The organism is Streptomyces sp. NPDC012935, from assembly GCF_042900345.1.
Taxonomy (GTDB): Bacteria; Actinomycetota; Actinomycetes; order Streptomycetales; family Streptomycetaceae; genus Streptomyces.
The window spans coordinates 200688-217454 of the sequence record NZ_JBIBBC010000006.1; the positions used below are offsets into that span (position 1 = coordinate 200688).

Sequence of the window (16767 nt, forward strand, 5' to 3'; positions counted from 1 at the left end):
GTCGTACATACGGACGCTGTCACGGGGAGGTCTTGATGGGTGCGATAGCCGGCGCCGTCTGGGGCCGTACCGAGCAGCAGGACTTCCGCAGCCGGGTGCGCGGCACGCTGCTCGGCGTGGCCGTCGGGGACGCCCTCGGGGCGCCGGTCGACGCTCTGGGTCTGGAGGAGATCCGGGAGCAGTACGGCGCCGAGGGGCTCCTCGATCTCGGGTTCGGGTACGGGCGGCGCGGTGCCGTGACGCATCTCACGCAGCTCACGCTGTTCAGCGTGGACGGCCTGATAAGGGCGCAGGTCCGGCGGGACACCGGCGCCTGGCACCCGCCGACCGATCTGCACCGCGCGTATCTGCGGTGGGCCGCCACGCAACACGACTGGGGACCCGACGAGCGCCGCAAGGACGACGGCTGGCTGGCGCGCGAGGAGTGGCTGTACGCCCGCCGCGACCCCACCCGCGCGCTCCTGATCGGTCTCGGCGACGAGGCCATGGGCACCCTGGAGTCGCCCAAGAACGCCACCGAGCTCGGGCCCGAGGCCACCGCCCGCTCCGCGCCCTTCGGGCTGCTCGTCGGCTGGGAGCCGCAACTCGTCGTCCAGCTCGCCGTGGAGTGCGCGGCGCAGACCCACGGCCACCCCGTCGCCTACCTGTCGGCGGGCGCGTACGCGGTGATCGTGCACGGGCTCGCCAGCGGGGAGAGCCTCGACGGGGCCGTGCAGCGGGCCCTCGCGCTGCTCGCCGTGCGGCCGGGGCACGAGTCCGTGTCGGACGCGCTGCAGCACGCGCTGGGTGCCGTACGGCAGGGCATGCCCACCCCGGCCCGGGTGGAGGAACTCGCCGCCGACGGCTCGGCGGACGGGCTGCTCGCGGCCGCCGTGTACTGCGCCCTGGTCGGTGAGGACGTCCGCCACGGCCTCTGCCTCGCCGTCAACCACGACGGCCCCTCCGCCGCCGCGGCCGCCCTCACCGGCGGCCTCCTCGGCGCCCTCCACGGCGAGACGGCCCTTCCCCCGGCCTGGCTCGCCGAACTGGAGGGCCGCCCCACCATCCTCGAACTCGCCGACGACTTCGCCATGGAGATGACCCAGGGCCCTGCCCTGCACAGCCCGGCGGGAGCGTCTCCCGGGTGGCTGGCGAGGTATCCGCGCGGCTGAGCGGAGGCGGGTGGAAGCAGAGGCAGATCCCATGGTCTACGCGCCCACCTTGCGGCCCCAGCCACGCCCCACGGCTTGACCACCATGCCCCCGGCGCCGCCAACTCCTGGCGTCCGCCCCGCCGAGAGACCCCTGGCCGGGCACAAGCGCCCGCACCGCTCCAGCGCCGTCATGCCCACCTGCCGACCCGCGGCCTGGCTCGCGCTCCCGGACCCGCGGCCTGGCTCGCGCTCCCGGGGCGCGCCCGGCCGTCGCTCCCCGGTCTTCGGCCCCGTCCGGTTTGTCTCCGGCGACAGCCTGCCCCCGCCGGTTGCCATCTCGACCGCAGCCAACGACAAGGGCGGCCCCCGCCGTGCGAGTGGCCGCCCTGCCCCAACCGTCCCCCGTCCTCAGTCCTTCGCGCGGACCACGTCCTCCCTCGCATCCGCATCCGCGTCCGCGTCGGCCGGCGCCGGCACCGCCGCCGCGGCGGCCCCGTCCCCGTCCGTGTTGATCCGCTCGACGATCGCCATCCGCTCCGGGGTGTCCTCCGGCTTGATGAAGCCGATGAGGATGTACAGGACCAGGGAGACGGCCAGCGGGATGGAGACCTGGTACTGGAGGGGCACCCCGCCCTCGATCTGCCAGCTGATCGGGTAGTTGACCAGCCAGAAGGCGAGCAGGCCCATCGACCAGCTGGTCAAAGCCGCCGTCGGGCCGGAGCGGCGGAACTGGCGCAGCAGGCCCAGCATCATCGGGATGGCGATCGGGCCCATGAGACCGGCGACCCACTTGATCACGACGGTGATGATGTCCTTGAAGGTGGGGGAGTTGACCTGGGTCGCCACCGCCATCGACAGGCCGAGGAAGACGACCGTGGTCACCCGGGCCGCGATCAGCCCGGACCGCTCGCCCCACGCCCGCGCCTGCTTCGACAGCACCGGCGCCACGTCCCGGGTGAACACGGCCGCGATCGCGTTGGCGTCGGAGGAGCACATGGCCATCGTGTGCGAGAAGAAGCCGACGATGACGAGGCCCAACAGGCCGTGCGGGAGCAGCTGTTCGGTCATCAGGCCGTACGAGTCCGAACCGTCCGCCTTCTGCGACTCGACCAACAACGGCGACATCCACATCGGGAAGAACAGCACCACCGGCCAGACCAGCCACAGGATCGCCGACAGGCGCGCCGACCGCTCGGCCTCCCGCGGGGTGGCCGTGGCCATGTAGCGCTGGGCCTGGTTGAGCATGCCGCCGTTGTACTCGAAGAGCTTGATGAAGAGGAACGCGAGCAGGAAGACGGTCCCGTACGGTCCGACCAGCGGCTCACCGTGGCCCTGGAGCTCCGGCCGGTCCCAGGCTTCGAGGAAGCCGATGCCCTTGTCGTTCAGTTCCATGATGACCGCGATGAACATCGCGACTCCCGCCAGCAACTGGATGACGAACTGGCCGAGTTCGGTCAGCGCGTCCGCCCACAGGCCGCCGATGGTGCAGTAGATGGCCGTGATGGTGCCGGTGATGAGGATGCCCTGGTTCAGCGACACACCCGTGAACACCGACAACAGGGTGGCGATCGCGGCCCACTTCGCGCCCACGTCCACGATCTTCAGCAGCATGCCGGACCAGGCCAGCGCCTGCTGGGTCTTCAGGTCGTACCGGTTCTTGAGGTACTCCAGCGGAGACGCCACATGCAGCCGCGACCGCAGCCGGTTGATCCGCGGCGCGAACAGCTTCGACCCGATGGCGATGCCCAGCGCGATGGGGAAGGACCAGGTGACGAAGGACGTGACGCCGTAGGTGTAGGCGATGCCCGCGTACCCGGTGAACATCACCGCGCTGTATCCGGACATGTGATGCGAGATGCCGGACAGCCACCACGGCATCTTGCCGCCCGCGGTGAAGAAGTCACTGACGTTGTCCACCCGCTTGTGCGACCAGACGCCGATCGCCACCATCACGCCGAAATAGCCGATGAGCACGGCCCAGTCGAGACCGTTCATGTGCGCCCTCCCAGGGTTCAGCCCGGCGCTCATCGTGGGCGCTGCCGCGTGAACACGACAAGCTGGCGACAGGTCAAGGGGAGGTAAAATCATTCGGCATGCTGGTTGTGGTTCAGCTATGTGAACTCATCGCATCAGCTCCCCTGCGTTGACCAGCAGTGACTGCCCGGTGATGGACCGCGCCCTGTCCGAGGCCAGGAACACCGCCGCGTCCGCCACATCCCCGTCCGTGGCGAGGTCGGGCAGCGCCATCCGCCCGGTCAGCCGCCCCAGCACCTCGGACTCCTCGATTCCCTCCGTGTGCGCGGTGAACTGCACGTAGGCCTGCACCGGCGGCCCCCACATCCAGCCCGGCAGCACGGTGTTCACCCGTATCCGGTGCGGGCCCAACTCCCGCGCCAGCGAGTACATCGCGCTCGTCAGCGCCCCCTTCGAGGCCGCGTACGCCGCCTGCCGCACCTGCGAGGGGGCGGCGACCGCGGACTGCGTGCCGATGAACACCACCGACCCGCCGCGCTCCTTCAGCGCCGGCAGACAGGCCCGCGTCATCCGCAGCGAGCCCAGCAGATTGACGTCGATGACCGACTGCCAGGTGGCGAAGTCGGCGTCCTCCAGCCCGCCGAAGTAGGAGTCCCAGGCGGCCACGTGAACCACCCCGTCGATTCCGCCGAACCGCTCCCGCCCCAGCGCGGCCAGCGCCTCGCACTGCCGCTCGTCGGTGATGTCGGTCGCCAGGTACGCCGTGTGTGCCCCGTCGGGATCGATCTCGCCGGCGCTCTTCGCCAGGTTCGCCTCGGTGCGCGCCCCGAGCACCGCGTTCCCGCCGTCCCGTACGACAGCTGCGGCGATCTGGTGACCCAGTCCGGCGCCGACCCCCGAGACGACGACGGTCTTACCGCTGAGCAGTGACATCAAGGCCTCCCGGGCTCTGGCGGATTATCTGACGGAGCGTCAGAGTATGGGCGTTCGAGGGAGGACGGAAGCCACCGGAAGGAAGGCAACGGCATGAGCGAGGACACCCGCAGTGAGACGTACGCCGAACTGGCCGCCGTCGGCCCGTACGGAGTCCACCCGGGCCACGCCCTGATCACCATGGTCGAGCCGCACCCGGGCCACGAGTACGCCTACAACCGCTGGTACGAGGACGACCACTACTACGCCGGCGCGATGGCGATGCCCTGGATGTACGCGGGCCGCCGCTGGGTCGCGCCGAGGGACCTCCAGCTCCTGCGCTACCCGGAGAAGTCGGCGATCGCCCAGCCCGTCACCGCCGGCTGCTACATCTCCACGTACTGGATCACCGCCGGCCGCTACGCCGACCACATGCGCTGGACCGTCGGCATCAACAAGCGCCTCAACCGCGACGCCCGCGTCTACCAGGACCGCACCCACGTCTTCACGGCGTTCCAGGACCACGAGGCCACGGTGTACCGCGACGGCGCGGCGGGCCCCCGCGACTTCCACGCCCTGGACCACCCCTACGCGGGCCTGGTGGTGCAGGTCGTCGACGCCGACTCACCGGAGCAGCGCACCGGACTGCTGGAGTGGCTGCGCTCCCGGCATCTCCCCAAGCGTCTGGCGGGCTCCCCGACGGCGATGGTGACGATCTTCCGGCCCACGCCCCTCCCGCTCGACCGCATGTCGTACGTCAAGCAGGTCGAGGGCGTCGACACCCGCCTGACCCTGCTGTGGTTCCTGGAGGCGGACCCGAGGGAGTGCTGGGAGGACCACTTCACGGGCCTGGATGCGGTGGTGGAGGAGGCAGGGCTGGGGCGGGTGGAACTCGTCGCGCCGTTCATCCCCACGGTCCCCGGCACCGACCGCTACGTGGCCGACCTGCGCTGATCAACGCGGGCCGGTCAGCGCGGGCCGGTCAGCGCAGTTCCTCCGGGCACGTCGTCCCGCGCGAGAACGCGTACGGCGCCGCGAGCCGGTACTCGCCCGCCCGCGGAGCGAGCAGCATCGTCCACTTGTCGCCGAGCGCGTCCTCCTCCGTCTCCATCAGGCAGCCGTTGACGTTGTCGTACGACTTCGGAGAGCCGTCGGGACGGTTCTTGGACGCCTCCGTCTCCTTCGGCGGGTCGAGCTTCTTGCCGTCGGCGTCGACGAGGCTCAGCCAGGGCGAGTAGGGGATGCGGATGAGGACAGGTCCCGGCTTGCTGACCCGCATCGTCATCTCGCCCTGCTCGGCCCGTTCGACGACGGTGTTCGGCTCGGCGAGCGGCGCCGGGGCGGTCACCTCGAACAGCTGCCAGTTGGCGTCGCCCCACACCTGCTTCAGATACGGCAGCCCGCGCTGCACCAGCTCCCGCTCACGCTCCGCCCCCGAACCGTCCGGCTCGTCCTTGGGCAGCACCACGTAGTGCACGGCCCAGCGCTTGAGCCACTCGCGGTAGTTCGCGGAGTTGAGGGTGTCGTCGTAGAAGAGCGGGTTGCGTTCCATGTCGGCCTGGCGGTTCCAGCCACGGGCCAGATTGACGTACGGCGCGAGCGCGGAGGCCTCGCGGTGCGAGCGGGCCGGTACGACCTCCACCCGGCCCTTCTCGGCGCCGACCTCCTGCAGTTCGTTGACCAGCGGGGCCAGCTCGCGCGCCCAGGACGCGGCGGGGGCGGCGTGGATGATGTCGTCGACCGTCTTGTAGCCGATCCACCCGGCGAAGGTGAGCAGCGCCAGCACGGCCGTGTACCACTTGCGGGAGCGCGGCACCGTGTAGGGCAGCACGGCCACCAGGGCCGTCCCCGCGAACAGCATCGCCAGGCGTGTGATGTTGGAGCCGATCTGCGAGCTGACCACCCAGACCAGCACGACGGCGAGGCCGTAGACGGCGGACACCAGCCGGACCGTCTTCCACTCCTCGGGCACGAGGAAGAAGGTGACGACGGCGAACAGCAGCGGCAGCAGCACCGAGCCGATCACCATCGGCTGGGTCCCCGAGAAGGGGAACAGCCACGCCGACACCGCGACCACGGCCGCCGGCGCCAGCCCCAGCGCCCAGGCGCCCGGCCGTCGCTTCTGGAGGAACAGCGCCACCGCCACGAAGCCCACGAACAGCCCCGCGACCGGTGACGACATGGTCGCGAGCGCGGCCAGCGGCGCCGCGCAGAGCGCCTTCGCCCAGCGCTTGTAGCGCCAGCGGTGCGGCCAGCAGAACACCACGGCGACCGCGCCCAGCGCGAACATCGTGCCGAGGCCGTACGTCACCCGCCCGGAGATCGCGTTGGCGATCAGCCCGAGGACCCCGGCGAACGAGGCCCACAGCGGATTGCGCACCGACCGGCTGCGCAGCAGGACCAGCGTCAGCAGACCCGCGGAGATCGTCCCCGCGATCATCATCGTCGTACGGACGCCGAGCACCGACATCAGATACGGCGACACCACGCTGTACGACACCGGGTGCATACCGCCGTACCAGGCCAGGTTGTACGCCGAGTCCGGATGCCGGCCGACGAACTCGGCCCACGCGTCCTGGGCCGCGAGGTCGCCCCCGCTGCTTGCGAACGTGAAGAACCAGATGATGTGAAGGAGCCCGGCGAGGGTCGTGATCGACAGCACCGGGTGGCGCAGCAGGCGCTCACGCAGGGTGAGGAGGGCGGCGGTCAGACGCGAGGGTGGTCTGTCCTCCGTGCGGCTCGGACCATCTCCCGAGCGTGGCGCGGGTACGCGTATTCGCGGACCCGCTCCCCGTCCCGGATCGGCGTCGTCGGCGCGTGTCGGCTCCGCAGTGGCCACGTCTGAGGCACTCCCCGTGCTGTCCCGTCTTCTGTTCTGGCCGCGTCCCGTTTCCCGCGTGTTGTCGGCCTTGTCCCTGAAGGTTCTCCGGCCGCGCCTTGTGGGCGACGACCTGCCCGATTCGTGACGCTAGCACGCAGCCCGCCGACAGGCGCTGTCGGCGGGCTGCGTCCGGGTGCCGTGGTGCCGTCCCGGGTCAGGCGATGCGGGTCAGCTTGTCCGTGAAGCCCGGTTCGGCAAGGTCCGACTGGAGGGCGACCGGGATCTTGACCGCGCCGCTGCTGCCGTCACCCACGGTGAGGGTGCCCACCTTGGTGCCGGCCGTCGCGGTGTGCGGTACGGGGTCGGAGGCGAAGGTCAGCTTCACCTTCAGGCCCGACCAGCCGATCGCCGTGACGTCCTTGGTGGCGACGACCGGGGTGCGGCCGCCGAGGCCGTCGTCGACGTACCCGACGACGTCGCCCTTCTTCAGGATCGTCGCCGACTCCAGGGTGTCCTGCGCGGCGCGGATGAGCTGGTCGCCCGAGTCGAGAGCGGCGGCGAGGATGCCGCTGCCCGTGTCGGGCTGGCGCACCACGGCGCCGACGATGGTCCGGGTCTCGCCGTCGATCTCCTTCTTCGCGGCGAACACGAGGTTGCCGAGGGCGGAGGTGGTGGTGCCGGTCTTGATGCCGACGACGTTGTTCCTGCCGACCAACTGGTTCCAGTTGCCGTGGTTCTTCCCCTTGTAGTCGTCGTACGACATCATCGCGGCGACCTCGCGGAAGGCGGGGTACTTCATCGCCGCCTTGGCCAGCTTCACCTGGTCCACGGCCGTGCTCACGGTGGTGTTGTTGAGCCCGGAGGGGTCGGTGTACGTCGTGTTCGTCATGCCGAGGTCCTCGGCGGCGGCGTTCATCTTCTCGACGAACGCCTTCTCCGAACCGGCGTCCCAACGGGCCAGCAGGCGGGCCACGTTGTTCGCGGATGCGATCAGGATGCTTTCCAGTGCCTCGCGCTGGGAGATCTCGTCGCCGGCGGTCACATCGACGGTGGACTCCTGGCCGGCGTCCGACTGGTCCTCGGCGGCCTGGTCGATCTTGATCTTCGGTTCCTCGGCGCCGCTCTTGAGGGGGTGGTCACGCAGGATGACGTACGCGGTCATGACCTTGGCGACGCTGGCGATCGGGACGGGCTTCTGGTCACCGGAGGAGCCGAAGCTGCCGATGCCGTCGACGTCCAGCGCGGCCTGGCCCTCGGCGGGCCAGGGGATGTCGACCTTGCTGCCGTCGAAGGTGTAGCTGTCCTTCGCGGTGAGGTCGAGGGTGGGGGCCGGGAGCGGGCGCACGTTCTGCACGACCGCGAAGACGATCGCGAGCAGCAGGACCAGCGGGGTCCAGATCTTGACCCGGCGGATGGCCGTGCGGACCGGGGTGTCCGGGGGCGGCGGCGTGTTCGTCAGCTCGGCGAGCAGGTCCAGCGGGGGCCTGGGGGGCAGGGGTTGCTGGGTGGTGCGCTCGGGGCCGATCTGGGGGATGGCGGCGGTGGCGTCCGCTGCGGGGGCCTTCGGCGTTTCCGGGGTCCTGGTCGGGGCCGTGGTCGGGGGCTTGGGGGCGTCCGGCTTGATGTCGGGCTTGAGTGCGACGAACTTGCTGGTGCGCTCGGAGGGGGTCTCCGGTGCGGGGGCCTTCAGCATGGTGGTGGGCTGGTCCACCGGGGGCTGCTCGGCGGGGCGTACGGCTTTGAAGACGGCGGTGGGCTGATCGACGGCCTTGCCCTTGGCATCGGCTTCGCCTTCGGCCCTCGTGCTCTCGTCGCCCGCTGCGGTGGGCCCCTGGGGGGCGTCCTCGCCGTCGGCGGCTGCCGGTGCGTCAGGCGCACTGCCTTCGGCTGCCTCGGGGGAGTCGTCCGACTCGGCGTCAGCGGCCTCGTGGGCCGCGTCCGTGGCTGCCTCAGAGGCGTCAGCGGCTTCGCCTGTGCCGTCCTCGTCGGCAGCCTCGGAGGGTTCACCTGAGTCGCCTGCAGCGGTCTCGGCGGAGACGGCGTCGTCGGTGTCACCTTCGGCGTCCGCCGGGGTCTCGCCCCGCGGAGCCTTCTCCACCTCGCCTCGCGCGTCTTCGCCCGGCGTCGCCGTCTCGCCCTCGCCCTGGGCCTCGTCGGCAGCCTCGGAGGGTTCACCTGAGTCGCCTGCAGCGGTCTTGGCGGAGACGGCGTCGTCGGTGTCACTTTCGGCGTCCGCCGGGGTCTCGCCCCGCGGAGCCTCCTCCGCCTCGCCTCGCGCGTCTTCGCCCGGCGTCGCCGTCTCACCCTCGCCCTGGGCCTCGTCGGCGTCCGAGGAGGCCACCCAGGCCGCCACAGCCGCCCTCAGCCGGTCGTCACCCTGGGCGGGCGCGTCGGAATCGGACCCGTCGACGGGATCCTCGGCCTCGGCCTTGTCCTGCGCGTCCCGCGAGCCATCGGCGTCCGTCGCGTCGGCGCTCTCAGAGATGTCCTCCACGCCGCCCTCGCCGACCGCTTCGGTTTTCGCGCTCTCGACGTCGGTGCCCTCGGCGTTCTCGGCCGCGGCCTGCGCACTCTCGGCGCCGTCACGCACCGCGCCCTCGGCGGGCGAGGAGCCGTCCTCCGCCTCCGCGTTCCCAACCACCGACCCCGCCTCGCGGGCGTCGTCGTCCGCGGCGTCCCCGCTCCCGGTGGTGTCGGCCGCGGTGTCCGTGCCGTCGGCGCTGTCGGCCGAAGCGTCCGCGCTCCCGGTGGTGTCGGCCGGAGCGTCCACACTCCCGGAGCTGTCGGCCGCGTCGTCCATGCCCTCGGCGCTGTCCGCCGCAGCATCTTCGCCGTCGGCGTCCTCGGCGGTGCCCCCCGCCTCCTCCAGCCGCGCCCTCACCGCGTCCAGGTCCTCTCGTGACAGGACCCTCGTCGCCGTATCGACGCCACCGCGCGGCGCCGTGGTTTCGCGGGCCACCGCGAGGCGTGGGTCTCGCCGTTCGCCGGCGTCCTGCCGGATGGAACCCTCGGGTTCGGGAACCGGGGCCGCGCTCCCCGACGTCGGTTCTGCCGACGACTCGCGCTGCTTCGACCTGTCGGGGGACTCGCCCGCCACCGATGCCTCCTCCATGTGCCGCCGCACGGCCTCCGTGCGGCGTCCGAACCGTGAGCCGTCACTCGGACACCGTGCCCGTACGACCCCCCGTGCCGCTGTCCGAACCATGTACCAGTGTCCTGTGCGCGGCACTCGACTCAACCGGTAGACGAGAACGACATACCTACCGGTTCCCTTACGAACCGGTCACGCACCCTCGACAGATGAATGTGAGAGGGGTCACCCTGTCTTTCATCCACGCGGGGAGGCATGGATGGGCAGGAGCCGCAGAACACTTCCGGAGGAGCTTCTGCTGCTGGCGTTGGACCCGGCCACGGGTACCACCGCACAGCCGCAGTCGCTCGACCTCGGTCTGGCCGGAGCACAGCTAGTGGAGCTGGCGCTGGCCGGACGGATAGCCCCAGACGGGGATCGTATCGCCGTGGTAGCCCCACGGCCGACTGGAGATCCGACACTGGACTGCGCGTTGGAGTTGCTGCGAAGGCGTGGCGCTCCGGTGCGTGCCGTCCACTGGATCGGCGGGCCCCGGCTGGGGTTGCGCCAGACCTACCTCTCGCATCTGGAGCGGTGCGGCATGGTGCATGCCGTGGCCGGTCAGATGTGCGGGGTGTTGCCGACGACTCGCTACCAGGCGACGGACAACGCCATCAGCCGGGAGATCAGGGCCCGGCTGGATTCCGCGATCCGCACCGGCATTCCGCCGGACCCACGGACCGCGGCGCTCGCCGCACTGGCCCACGCAGTCGGCCTCGGCAAGCACCTGTATCCGGGGAACGAGGGACGGTCGTCCCGGTCCCGGCTCAGGGATCTGATCAGGCACGACCCCATGGGCGGTCTCGTCGCGCACGCCGTGATGGACGTCCAGAACGGTGCGGCGGCACAGCCGCGCCGCAGTCCGGCCCCGGCCGGCCGTCAGGCCGCCCCCGGAGGCAGGGCCGCAGCGGAACCCGCCCGCGGTGTTCCGGTGCAGCCGCGCCGCGGATCCATGGCGCGTGTCGTGGCCCACTGAGCCGCAGTTCCACGACCCGCACCACCCGAATCACCCGGGCTGCGGCCCGGCTTGCTCGACGCTCGACCACGCACCATCACGCACCGCCACGCTTCACACGCTCGAACTCGCACGCCATGTGCAGCGCCGCACCGCCGTCACCGAGACCGGTTCGGGAGCCGCTGGTCCGCGCGGGGTGACGGGACCGTATGCCCGGACGACGGCATCGGTCCCGCCGCCCCGCGCGGCCGCATGTGCCGGGCAGGCCCCGAACTGGCGTGTACGCAGCGCATATCCACCGTTTCCCAGCGGTAGTAAGCACCTTGGTGGCAGTCTGCTCAACAGCAGATACGCAAAGTGGCAATCACAGGCAGGCAGCCGGAGGTGCACGTCCCGTGGCGTCCAATGTCAATCCCACCGTCAGGCGACGCCGGCTGGGCCAGGAGCTGCGCAGGCTCCGGGAGCTCAAGGGCATGACGGCCGAAGAAGTGGCCGAGCGGCTGCTGGTGTCGCAGTCGAAGATCAGCCGGCTGGAGAACGGCCGACGCAGTATCAGCCAGCGCGACGTCCGCGATCTGTGCGGGGTCTATGAGGTGGAGGACCACCGGATCGTCGACTCCCTGATGCAGATGGCCAAGGATTCGCGACAGCAAGGATGGTGGCACTCGTTCGGCGACATCCCCTACAGCGTCTACATCGGGCTGGAGACGGACGCGGCGAGTCTGCGCGTGTACGACCCGCAGGTCGTGCCGGGGCTGTTGCAGACGAACCAGTACGCGGAGGCCCTGATCGCCGGGGCGTTGCCGGAGACGGCGCAGACCGAGATCGAGAAGCGGGTCCAGGTGCGGATGCGCCGACAGGAACGAATCTCCACCGAGGAGAACCCGCTCCGCCTGTGGACCGTCCTGGACGAGGCCGCCCTGCGCCGCGTCGTCGGCAACCGCTCCCTCATGCGCGACCAGTTGGAGCAGCTCGTCGAGCAGTCCCAGCTGCCGCACGTCACCGTGCAGGTGATCCCCTTCGACATGGGCGCCCACCCGGGCCTCAACGGGCAGTACGCGATCCTCGAGTTCCCGGACGCGGCCGACTCCAGCGTCGTCTACATCGAGGGCGTCACCAGCGACCTGTACCTGGAGAAGGCGAACGACGTCCAGAAGTACAGCGTGATGTACGAGCACCTGAGGGCGCAGGCCCTGAACGTGGAGCAGTCACGGCAGTTCATCGCGGACATCGCCAAGGAGTACGCGCGTTGATGAGCGCCGTAAGGTACACCGTCCCCGGGCCGGGGCGGAAGACTCCACTGGAATATGCCACCCAGCCGAGTGAATAGTCGCTTCGTCGGCCGATGTTGGCGAGTAGCGTCGATCACGCCACCGAGCAACAACGTTGGCGCGAATCGCGCTGCGGTGTCCGGTCCGGACGCGCAGCGCGGTGACAGCAACTCAACATCTGGCAATTCGGAGCAAACATGGCAATTCGTCAGGGTGCCACGGACACGTGGACCAAGTCCTCGTACTCCACAGGGAACGGCGCGTGCGTCGAAGTCAAGTCACCGGTCGCTGCGGCCATGGCGGTACGGGACTCCAAGGTTCCCGAGGGCCCGGTCCTGGCGTTCCCCGCAAACGCGTGGAACACCTTCGTGGCGTCGGTCAAGGCGTAAGGGGCGGGTCTAGCTGATCCTCACCCCTCAACCGACCGCACGATCGACAACTGCACAAGCACCACAGGAAGAGCCCTCTCGACCAGCCCGCCGTCCTTGCCGAGAGGGCTCGGCCGTGCCCTCACCCGTGGGCCGGGCGGATCACCTCACCGGGAACGCCACATCGCACACCGGGTCCTGTGATCCGGCCCCGTCCCAGTCCTCCACGAAGTACACCTCGCGGCACGGGCCCGCCTGCTCCAGACCCTCCCGGGCGATCCACTCCTCCACCGCCTCGAACGCGGCCAGGATCTGCGGATGCGCCACCTGCGCCTTGGTGATCCGGGTGAAGGCGAGGCGCTGGGCCGGCTCCACCCGTACCTTCGCCTCCCAGGTACGGCCGTGCTGCTCGGCCCACGCCCGGGCCGCCGCCTCGTCGGCCACGGGCACGCACGACTCGGCGGGGCCGTCGCTCTCCATCGACACCTCGGAGTGGTAGACGACGAACGGGGGCGCGGTGACGCCGCCGCACTCCCGCGCCGCCGACTCCAGCCGGCCCAGCGAGCCTCCGATCCACGCCGGCAGCTCGCCCGCCAGCACATGCCGTGCCTCGCTGATCACCACCTGCGTCGGCACGTCCACCGTCTCGACCACGAACTTCCCGTACATCTCGGAGCTCCTCCCCGACAGTCGTCCACGGAGGTACTCGGCCAGCGTCCGCTGCCCCGCCACCCGCGCCTCGACATCCGCCCAGTACGCGTCGAGCCGGGCGGCCGCCGCGACCCCGTCCGGGGCCTCGACGATCTCCGCGATCCGGGCGAGCGGCATGTCCAGCTGGCGCAGCAGCGCCACCAGACGGGCACGCTCGACCTGGTCGGCGCGGTAGTAGCGGTAGCCGCTGGCCTCGTCGACGTGCGCCGGGGCCAGCAGTGCGAGGCGGTCGTACAGCCGCAGGGCCTTGGCCGACAGCCTGGCCCGCGCGGCGAACGCGCCGATGGTGAGCAGTTCGTCGTCCACGGCCTCATCCTCCGTCGCCGGGCGGCCTGTTCCGCCCGGCGACAAGGACGCTCGGCCCTGCCCCAGGGGCAAGGTCAAGGAGCCGCTTCATTCGAGGGCCGCGTTACTTGATCGCGGACTCCACCGCCGCCACGACCTCCGCCGCCTCCGGCTCGGTCTGAGGCGCGAAGCGGGCGACGACCTGGCCGTCGCGGCCGATCAGGAACTTCTCGAAGTTCCAGCGGATGTCCCCGGTGTGTCCCTCGGCGTCCGCGAAGCCGACGAGCCGCTCGTACAGCGGGTGCCTGCCTTCCCCGTTCACCTCGACCTTCTCGGTCATCGGGAAGCTCACGCCGTACGTCGCCGAGCAGAACTCGGCGATCTCCTCGGCGCTGCCGGGCTCCTGCCCGAGGAACTGGTTGCAGGGCACGCCGAGCACGGTGAAGCCGCGCTCCGCGTACTGCGCCTGGAGCTTCTCCAGGCCGGAGTACTGCGGGGTCAGGCCGCACTTGGAGGCCACGTTCACGATGAGCACGGCCTTGCCCGCGTACTGGGTGAGATCGGCGGTGCCGCCCTGGAGGGCATCGATGTCGACGTCGAGGGGGGAGCTGCTGTCAGTGGTCGTCATGAAACGGATGCTAACTCCGGTACGTGTCGGGGCGGTGCCGGGCCTCGACGAGGACGTCCCCCGCCGCCGTCCGCTCGTACAGCACCGAGCGGCCCGCTCGCCGCCGCGCCACCAGCCCCGCGTCCAGCAGGACCCGCACATGCCGTCCGACCGAGCCCAGCCCCTGCCCCAGCTGGGTGGTGCTGAGCGGGGAGTCGAGGAGGACGAGCACCGCGGCTAGGGCGGGCCCGAGCAGCGCTCCGAGACTCGCGGGGACGGTCCGGGCGCCGGGGCCGGTGAGCGCGCCCGCGCAGGGATAGACCACGGCGTACCGCTCGGGCGCCTCCCAGGGCACCCGGCCGCCCTTCGGCGTGACCGGCACGAAGACGAGTGCGGCGCCGCAGATCTCGCGGGGCGCGTACTCGCGCAGGTTCACCTGGAGCCGGTTGCCACCTGGCCGGCGCGTGCGGCCCGGCCGCAGCGAGTCCGGCACGCCGCCTCCAGGCCGGGCTGCGCCGGCGCCCACGCGGCCGTGGGTGCTGGGCGAGGAGCTAGGCGAGGGCGACCTGCCCGGGCGTGGCGTCCTGCTCAGAGCCCCACCTCGGCGGACGTGCCCCTCGGGCAGGGCACGCAGTATCGGCGAGATCGCCGCCCTCTTCGCAGGCCAGGCCTGGACCTGGTGCACCCGGGCCTCGTCCAGGTGCCCGAGTGGCGGCCCGACATCCGGGGCCCGACATCCGGGGCCCGACGGACCCGGCGACGGCGGCGGTCGACGCGTACTGGGGGTGGGGGGTACGCCCTGAGGCGCGGTGCGCGCGTTTCTGACCGCCTTGCTTCGGCTTCGGTCGCCTAGCCGGTCTTGTGCCGCTGGTAGTGGCGGGCGACGCGCACCCGGTTGCCGCAGCGGGCGGCCGAGCACCAGCGGCGGCGCGGATGGGTGGGCAGGAAGACCATCACGCAGTCGTCGGCCTCGCACTTCCGGATCCTGGCCACCGCCGGATCGGCGAGCAGTTCGGCGGCAGCCTCCGCGAGGCACGCGGCCAGCCGCAGTCCCGGTGCCCCCTCGCGCCGCTGCGTGGTGACCACCGCCGACCCGTCCCACGTCAGCTCGTGGATCGCCGGCGCGGCACGCTGCGCGTCGTTGAGCGCCGCAAGATCGGCGGGCGGGGGCTGCTCGCCCCGGCGGACGTGGTCGAGGGCTTCGGCGGTGTGCTCCCGTACGGCGAGTACCGCGGCCAGGTCGGCGGCGGTGACGCCCGTGCCTTCGCGCGGTGCGGCCTCCGGGAGGCGGTCGGCCTGGAGCTCCCACCAGGCCCGCAGGTCGCGCGGCGTGGTGAGCAGGTCGCCGACGGCCGTGCGGGTGTTGACCAGGTCCAGGGCTAGGGGTTCTCCGGTCAGCGGTACGGGATCGCTCATGCGGCTAATGGTACATAGGCGGGTTGACCTGTTAGTCGACTCGGGGTTATACCGGAGGTGCACCTAATGCATCACCAGGCGAAGAAACAATTAGGCAGGGGTCCGACATGCTTGCTGCAACCGCCCGCACCGCCCATCGCCACCTGGAGATCGAGGGAGTCCGCGTCTTCTACCGGGAATCCCTCCCCGACCGCACCGACGCCCCCGTACTGCTCCTCCTGCACGGCTTCCCGTCCGGTTCCCACCAGTTCCGCGGCCTCATCGACACGCTCGGCGCGGACTACCGGCTGATCGCCCCGGACTATCCCGGCTCCGGCCACACGCAGGCCCCCGACGACTTCACGTACTCCTTCGACAGGCTCGCCGACATCACCGAGGGCTTCATCCAGCGCCTGGGCCTCGACCGCTTCGTGATGTACGTCTTCGACTTCGGCGCCCCCGTGGGCTTCCGCATCGCCGAACGCCACCCCGAGTGGATAGCGGGACTGGTGGTCCAGAACGGCAACGCGTACGTGGACGGCCTCTCGGACATGGCCCGCGACCTGCTCAGCCTGACCCCGGAGGCGCCCGGCGCCCATGACGCCATCCAGGACGTGCTCACCCTGCGAACCACCCGCGGCCAGTACGAGACCGGCGTCGCCACCCCCGACCTGGTCGCCCCGGACGGCTGGACCCTCGACCAGCACTTCCTGGATCAGCCGGGCCGCAAGGCTGCCCAGCAGGCCCTGCTCTTCGACTACCACTCCAACGTCGAGCGCTACGACACCTGGCACGCCTGGCTGCGCCGCCACACCCCGCCGACCCTGATCACCTGGGGTGCCCACGACCCGTTCTTCACCGAGCTCGGCGCCCATGCCTACCTTCGCGACCTCCCGGACGCCGAACTCCACCTCCTCGACACCGGCCACTTCGCCCTGGAGACCCACCTGGGGGAGATCGCCCCGTTGATCGCGGACTTCGTGGACCGGGCGTGGAAGTGAGGTGAGGTGAGGGGGCCGGCGGTGCCGATGCCGCTGCCGACGGTGCCGGGTGCCGATGCCGACGGTGCCGCTGCCGGCGGTCCCCGTGCCCGGCACGCTCGTGTCCGCCATGCCTTGCCCGCCGAATCGATCGTCGCCGCAATAGGTACCAAAGGTGCGAAAATCGACACGGGTCTCTGTTGGCCTCTGTGACGTGGTGAGGGAC

13 protein-coding genes and 1 pseudogene are annotated in these 16767 nt (G+C 71.0%); 6 read left to right on the top strand and 8 right to left on the bottom strand.

All coding sequences use genetic code 11. The features are described from left to right. Window positions 1-35: 35 nt before the first annotated feature. Window positions 36-1151 carry an ADP-ribosylglycohydrolase family protein gene (locus ACFY5C_RS17325; protein WP_389445105.1) on the top strand — a complete coding sequence of 372 codons (1116 nt, stop codon included), beginning with the start codon at window positions 36-38 and terminating at the stop codon, window positions 1149-1151. Window positions 1152-1540: 389 nt separating this feature from the next. Here ACFY5C_RS17325 and ACFY5C_RS17330 read toward each other — a convergent pair whose 3' ends face one another. Continuing rightward, window positions 1541-3127 carry a sodium:solute symporter family protein gene (locus ACFY5C_RS17330; RefSeq protein WP_389445107.1) on the bottom strand — a complete coding sequence of 529 codons (1587 nt, stop codon included), beginning with the start codon at window positions 3125-3127 and terminating at the stop codon, window positions 1541-1543. A gap of 126 nt (window positions 3128-3253) precedes the next feature. Next, window positions 3254-4039 (bottom strand): SDR family oxidoreductase, encoded by a 786-nt coding sequence (locus ACFY5C_RS17335; RefSeq protein ID WP_389445108.1) that lies wholly within the window; start codon window positions 4037-4039, stop codon window positions 3254-3256. A 93-nt stretch (window positions 4040-4132) separates the two neighbouring features. On the opposite strand from ACFY5C_RS17335, the gene ACFY5C_RS17340 reads away from it, so the two are divergent. Beyond that, on the top strand, window positions 4133-4972 hold the full coding sequence (locus ACFY5C_RS17340) for a hypothetical protein (protein WP_389445110.1): 840 nt from the start codon (window positions 4133-4135) through the stop codon (window positions 4970-4972). Window positions 4973-5000: 28 nt separating this feature from the next. Here the strand turns inward: ACFY5C_RS17340 and ACFY5C_RS17345 are convergent, their stop codons facing one another. Both ACFY5C_RS17345 and ACFY5C_RS17350 read right to left on the bottom strand, forming a co-directional pair. Further along, window positions 5001-6857, bottom strand: a complete 1857-nt coding sequence (locus ACFY5C_RS17345) for an MFS transporter (RefSeq protein WP_389445112.1) — start codon at window positions 6855-6857, stop codon at window positions 5001-5003. Window positions 6858-7053: 196 nt separating this feature from the next. Beyond that, complete coding sequence (locus ACFY5C_RS17350) at window positions 7054-9936, bottom strand: D-alanyl-D-alanine carboxypeptidase (protein WP_389445114.1); 2883 nt, start codon at window positions 9934-9936, stop codon at window positions 7054-7056. 253 nt (window positions 9937-10189) lie between these two features. On the opposite strand from ACFY5C_RS17350, the gene ACFY5C_RS17355 reads away from it, so the two are divergent. From ACFY5C_RS17355 to ACFY5C_RS17365, 3 genes are all read left to right on the top strand, one after another. Then, the gene (locus tag ACFY5C_RS17355) at window positions 10190-10945 is read left to right on the top strand and encodes a GPP34 family phosphoprotein (RefSeq protein ID WP_389445115.1); all 756 of its coding nucleotides are present in this window, start codon (window positions 10190-10192) and stop codon (window positions 10943-10945) included. 374 nt (window positions 10946-11319) lie between these two features. Continuing rightward, window positions 11320-12177, top strand: coding sequence for a helix-turn-helix transcriptional regulator (locus ACFY5C_RS17360; protein ID WP_328881032.1), 858 nt, complete (start codon window positions 11320-11322; stop codon window positions 12175-12177). A gap of 215 nt (window positions 12178-12392) precedes the next feature. Next, window positions 12393-12584, top strand: coding sequence for a DUF397 domain-containing protein (locus ACFY5C_RS17365; RefSeq protein WP_383238589.1), 192 nt, complete (start codon window positions 12393-12395; stop codon window positions 12582-12584). Between the two features lie 141 nt (window positions 12585-12725). Here the strand turns inward: ACFY5C_RS17365 and ACFY5C_RS17370 are convergent, their stop codons facing one another. The 4 genes and pseudogenes from ACFY5C_RS17370 to ACFY5C_RS17385 all read right to left on the bottom strand — a co-directional run bounded on the left by ACFY5C_RS17370 (window position 12726) and on the right by ACFY5C_RS17385 (window position 15582). After that, the gene (locus ACFY5C_RS17370; RefSeq protein ID WP_389445117.1) at window positions 12726-13580 is read right to left on the bottom strand and encodes a MerR family transcriptional regulator; all 855 of its coding nucleotides are present in this window, start codon (window positions 13578-13580) and stop codon (window positions 12726-12728) included. 103 nt (window positions 13581-13683) lie between these two features. After that, window positions 13684-14187, bottom strand: coding sequence for a glutathione peroxidase (locus ACFY5C_RS17375; RefSeq protein WP_389445119.1), 504 nt, complete (start codon window positions 14185-14187; stop codon window positions 13684-13686). Between the two features lie 10 nt (window positions 14188-14197). Further along, a pseudogene (locus tag ACFY5C_RS17380) lies at window positions 14198-14659 on the bottom strand (winged helix-turn-helix domain-containing protein); the annotation flags it as partial. A 356-nt stretch (window positions 14660-15015) separates the two neighbouring features. Continuing rightward, complete coding sequence (locus tag ACFY5C_RS17385; protein WP_389445121.1) at window positions 15016-15582, bottom strand: CGNR zinc finger domain-containing protein; 567 nt, start codon at window positions 15580-15582, stop codon at window positions 15016-15018. Window positions 15583-15689: 107 nt separating this feature from the next. Here ACFY5C_RS17385 and ACFY5C_RS17390 point away from each other — a divergent pair, with 107 nt between their 5' ends. Next, a complete protein-coding gene (locus ACFY5C_RS17390; protein WP_389445122.1) occupies window positions 15690-16562 on the top strand; it encodes an alpha/beta fold hydrolase in 873 nt (290 codons plus the stop codon). Window positions 16563-16767: the final 205 nt, after the last annotated feature.

Bases quoted from the DNA above. Each gene is read 5' to 3' on its own strand.
- ACFY5C_RS17340 (WP_389445110.1), top strand. From the start codon at position 4,133: ATGAGCGAGGACACCCGCAGTGAGACGTACGCCGAACTGGCCGCCGTC.
- ACFY5C_RS17385 (WP_389445121.1), bottom strand. From the start codon at position 15,582: ATGAGCGATCCCGTACCGCTGACCGGAGAACCCCTAGCCCTGGACCTG.
- ACFY5C_RS17330 (WP_389445107.1), bottom strand. From the start codon at position 3,127: ATGAACGGTCTCGACTGGGCCGTGCTCATCGGCTATTTCGGCGTGATG.
- ACFY5C_RS17335 (WP_389445108.1), bottom strand. From the start codon at position 4,039: ATGTCACTGCTCAGCGGTAAGACCGTCGTCGTCTCGGGGGTCGGCGCC.
- ACFY5C_RS17355 (WP_389445115.1), top strand. From the start codon at position 10,190: ATGGGCAGGAGCCGCAGAACACTTCCGGAGGAGCTTCTGCTGCTGGCG.
- ACFY5C_RS17390 (WP_389445122.1), top strand. From the start codon at position 15,690: ATGCTTGCTGCAACCGCCCGCACCGCCCATCGCCACCTGGAGATCGAG.
- ACFY5C_RS17365 (WP_383238589.1), top strand. From the start codon at position 12,393: ATGGCAATTCGTCAGGGTGCCACGGACACGTGGACCAAGTCCTCGTAC.
- ACFY5C_RS17375 (WP_389445119.1), bottom strand. From the start codon at position 14,187: ATGACGACCACTGACAGCAGCTCCCCCCTCGACGTCGACATCGATGCC.
- ACFY5C_RS17325 (WP_389445105.1), top strand. From the start codon at position 36: ATGGGTGCGATAGCCGGCGCCGTCTGGGGCCGTACCGAGCAGCAGGAC.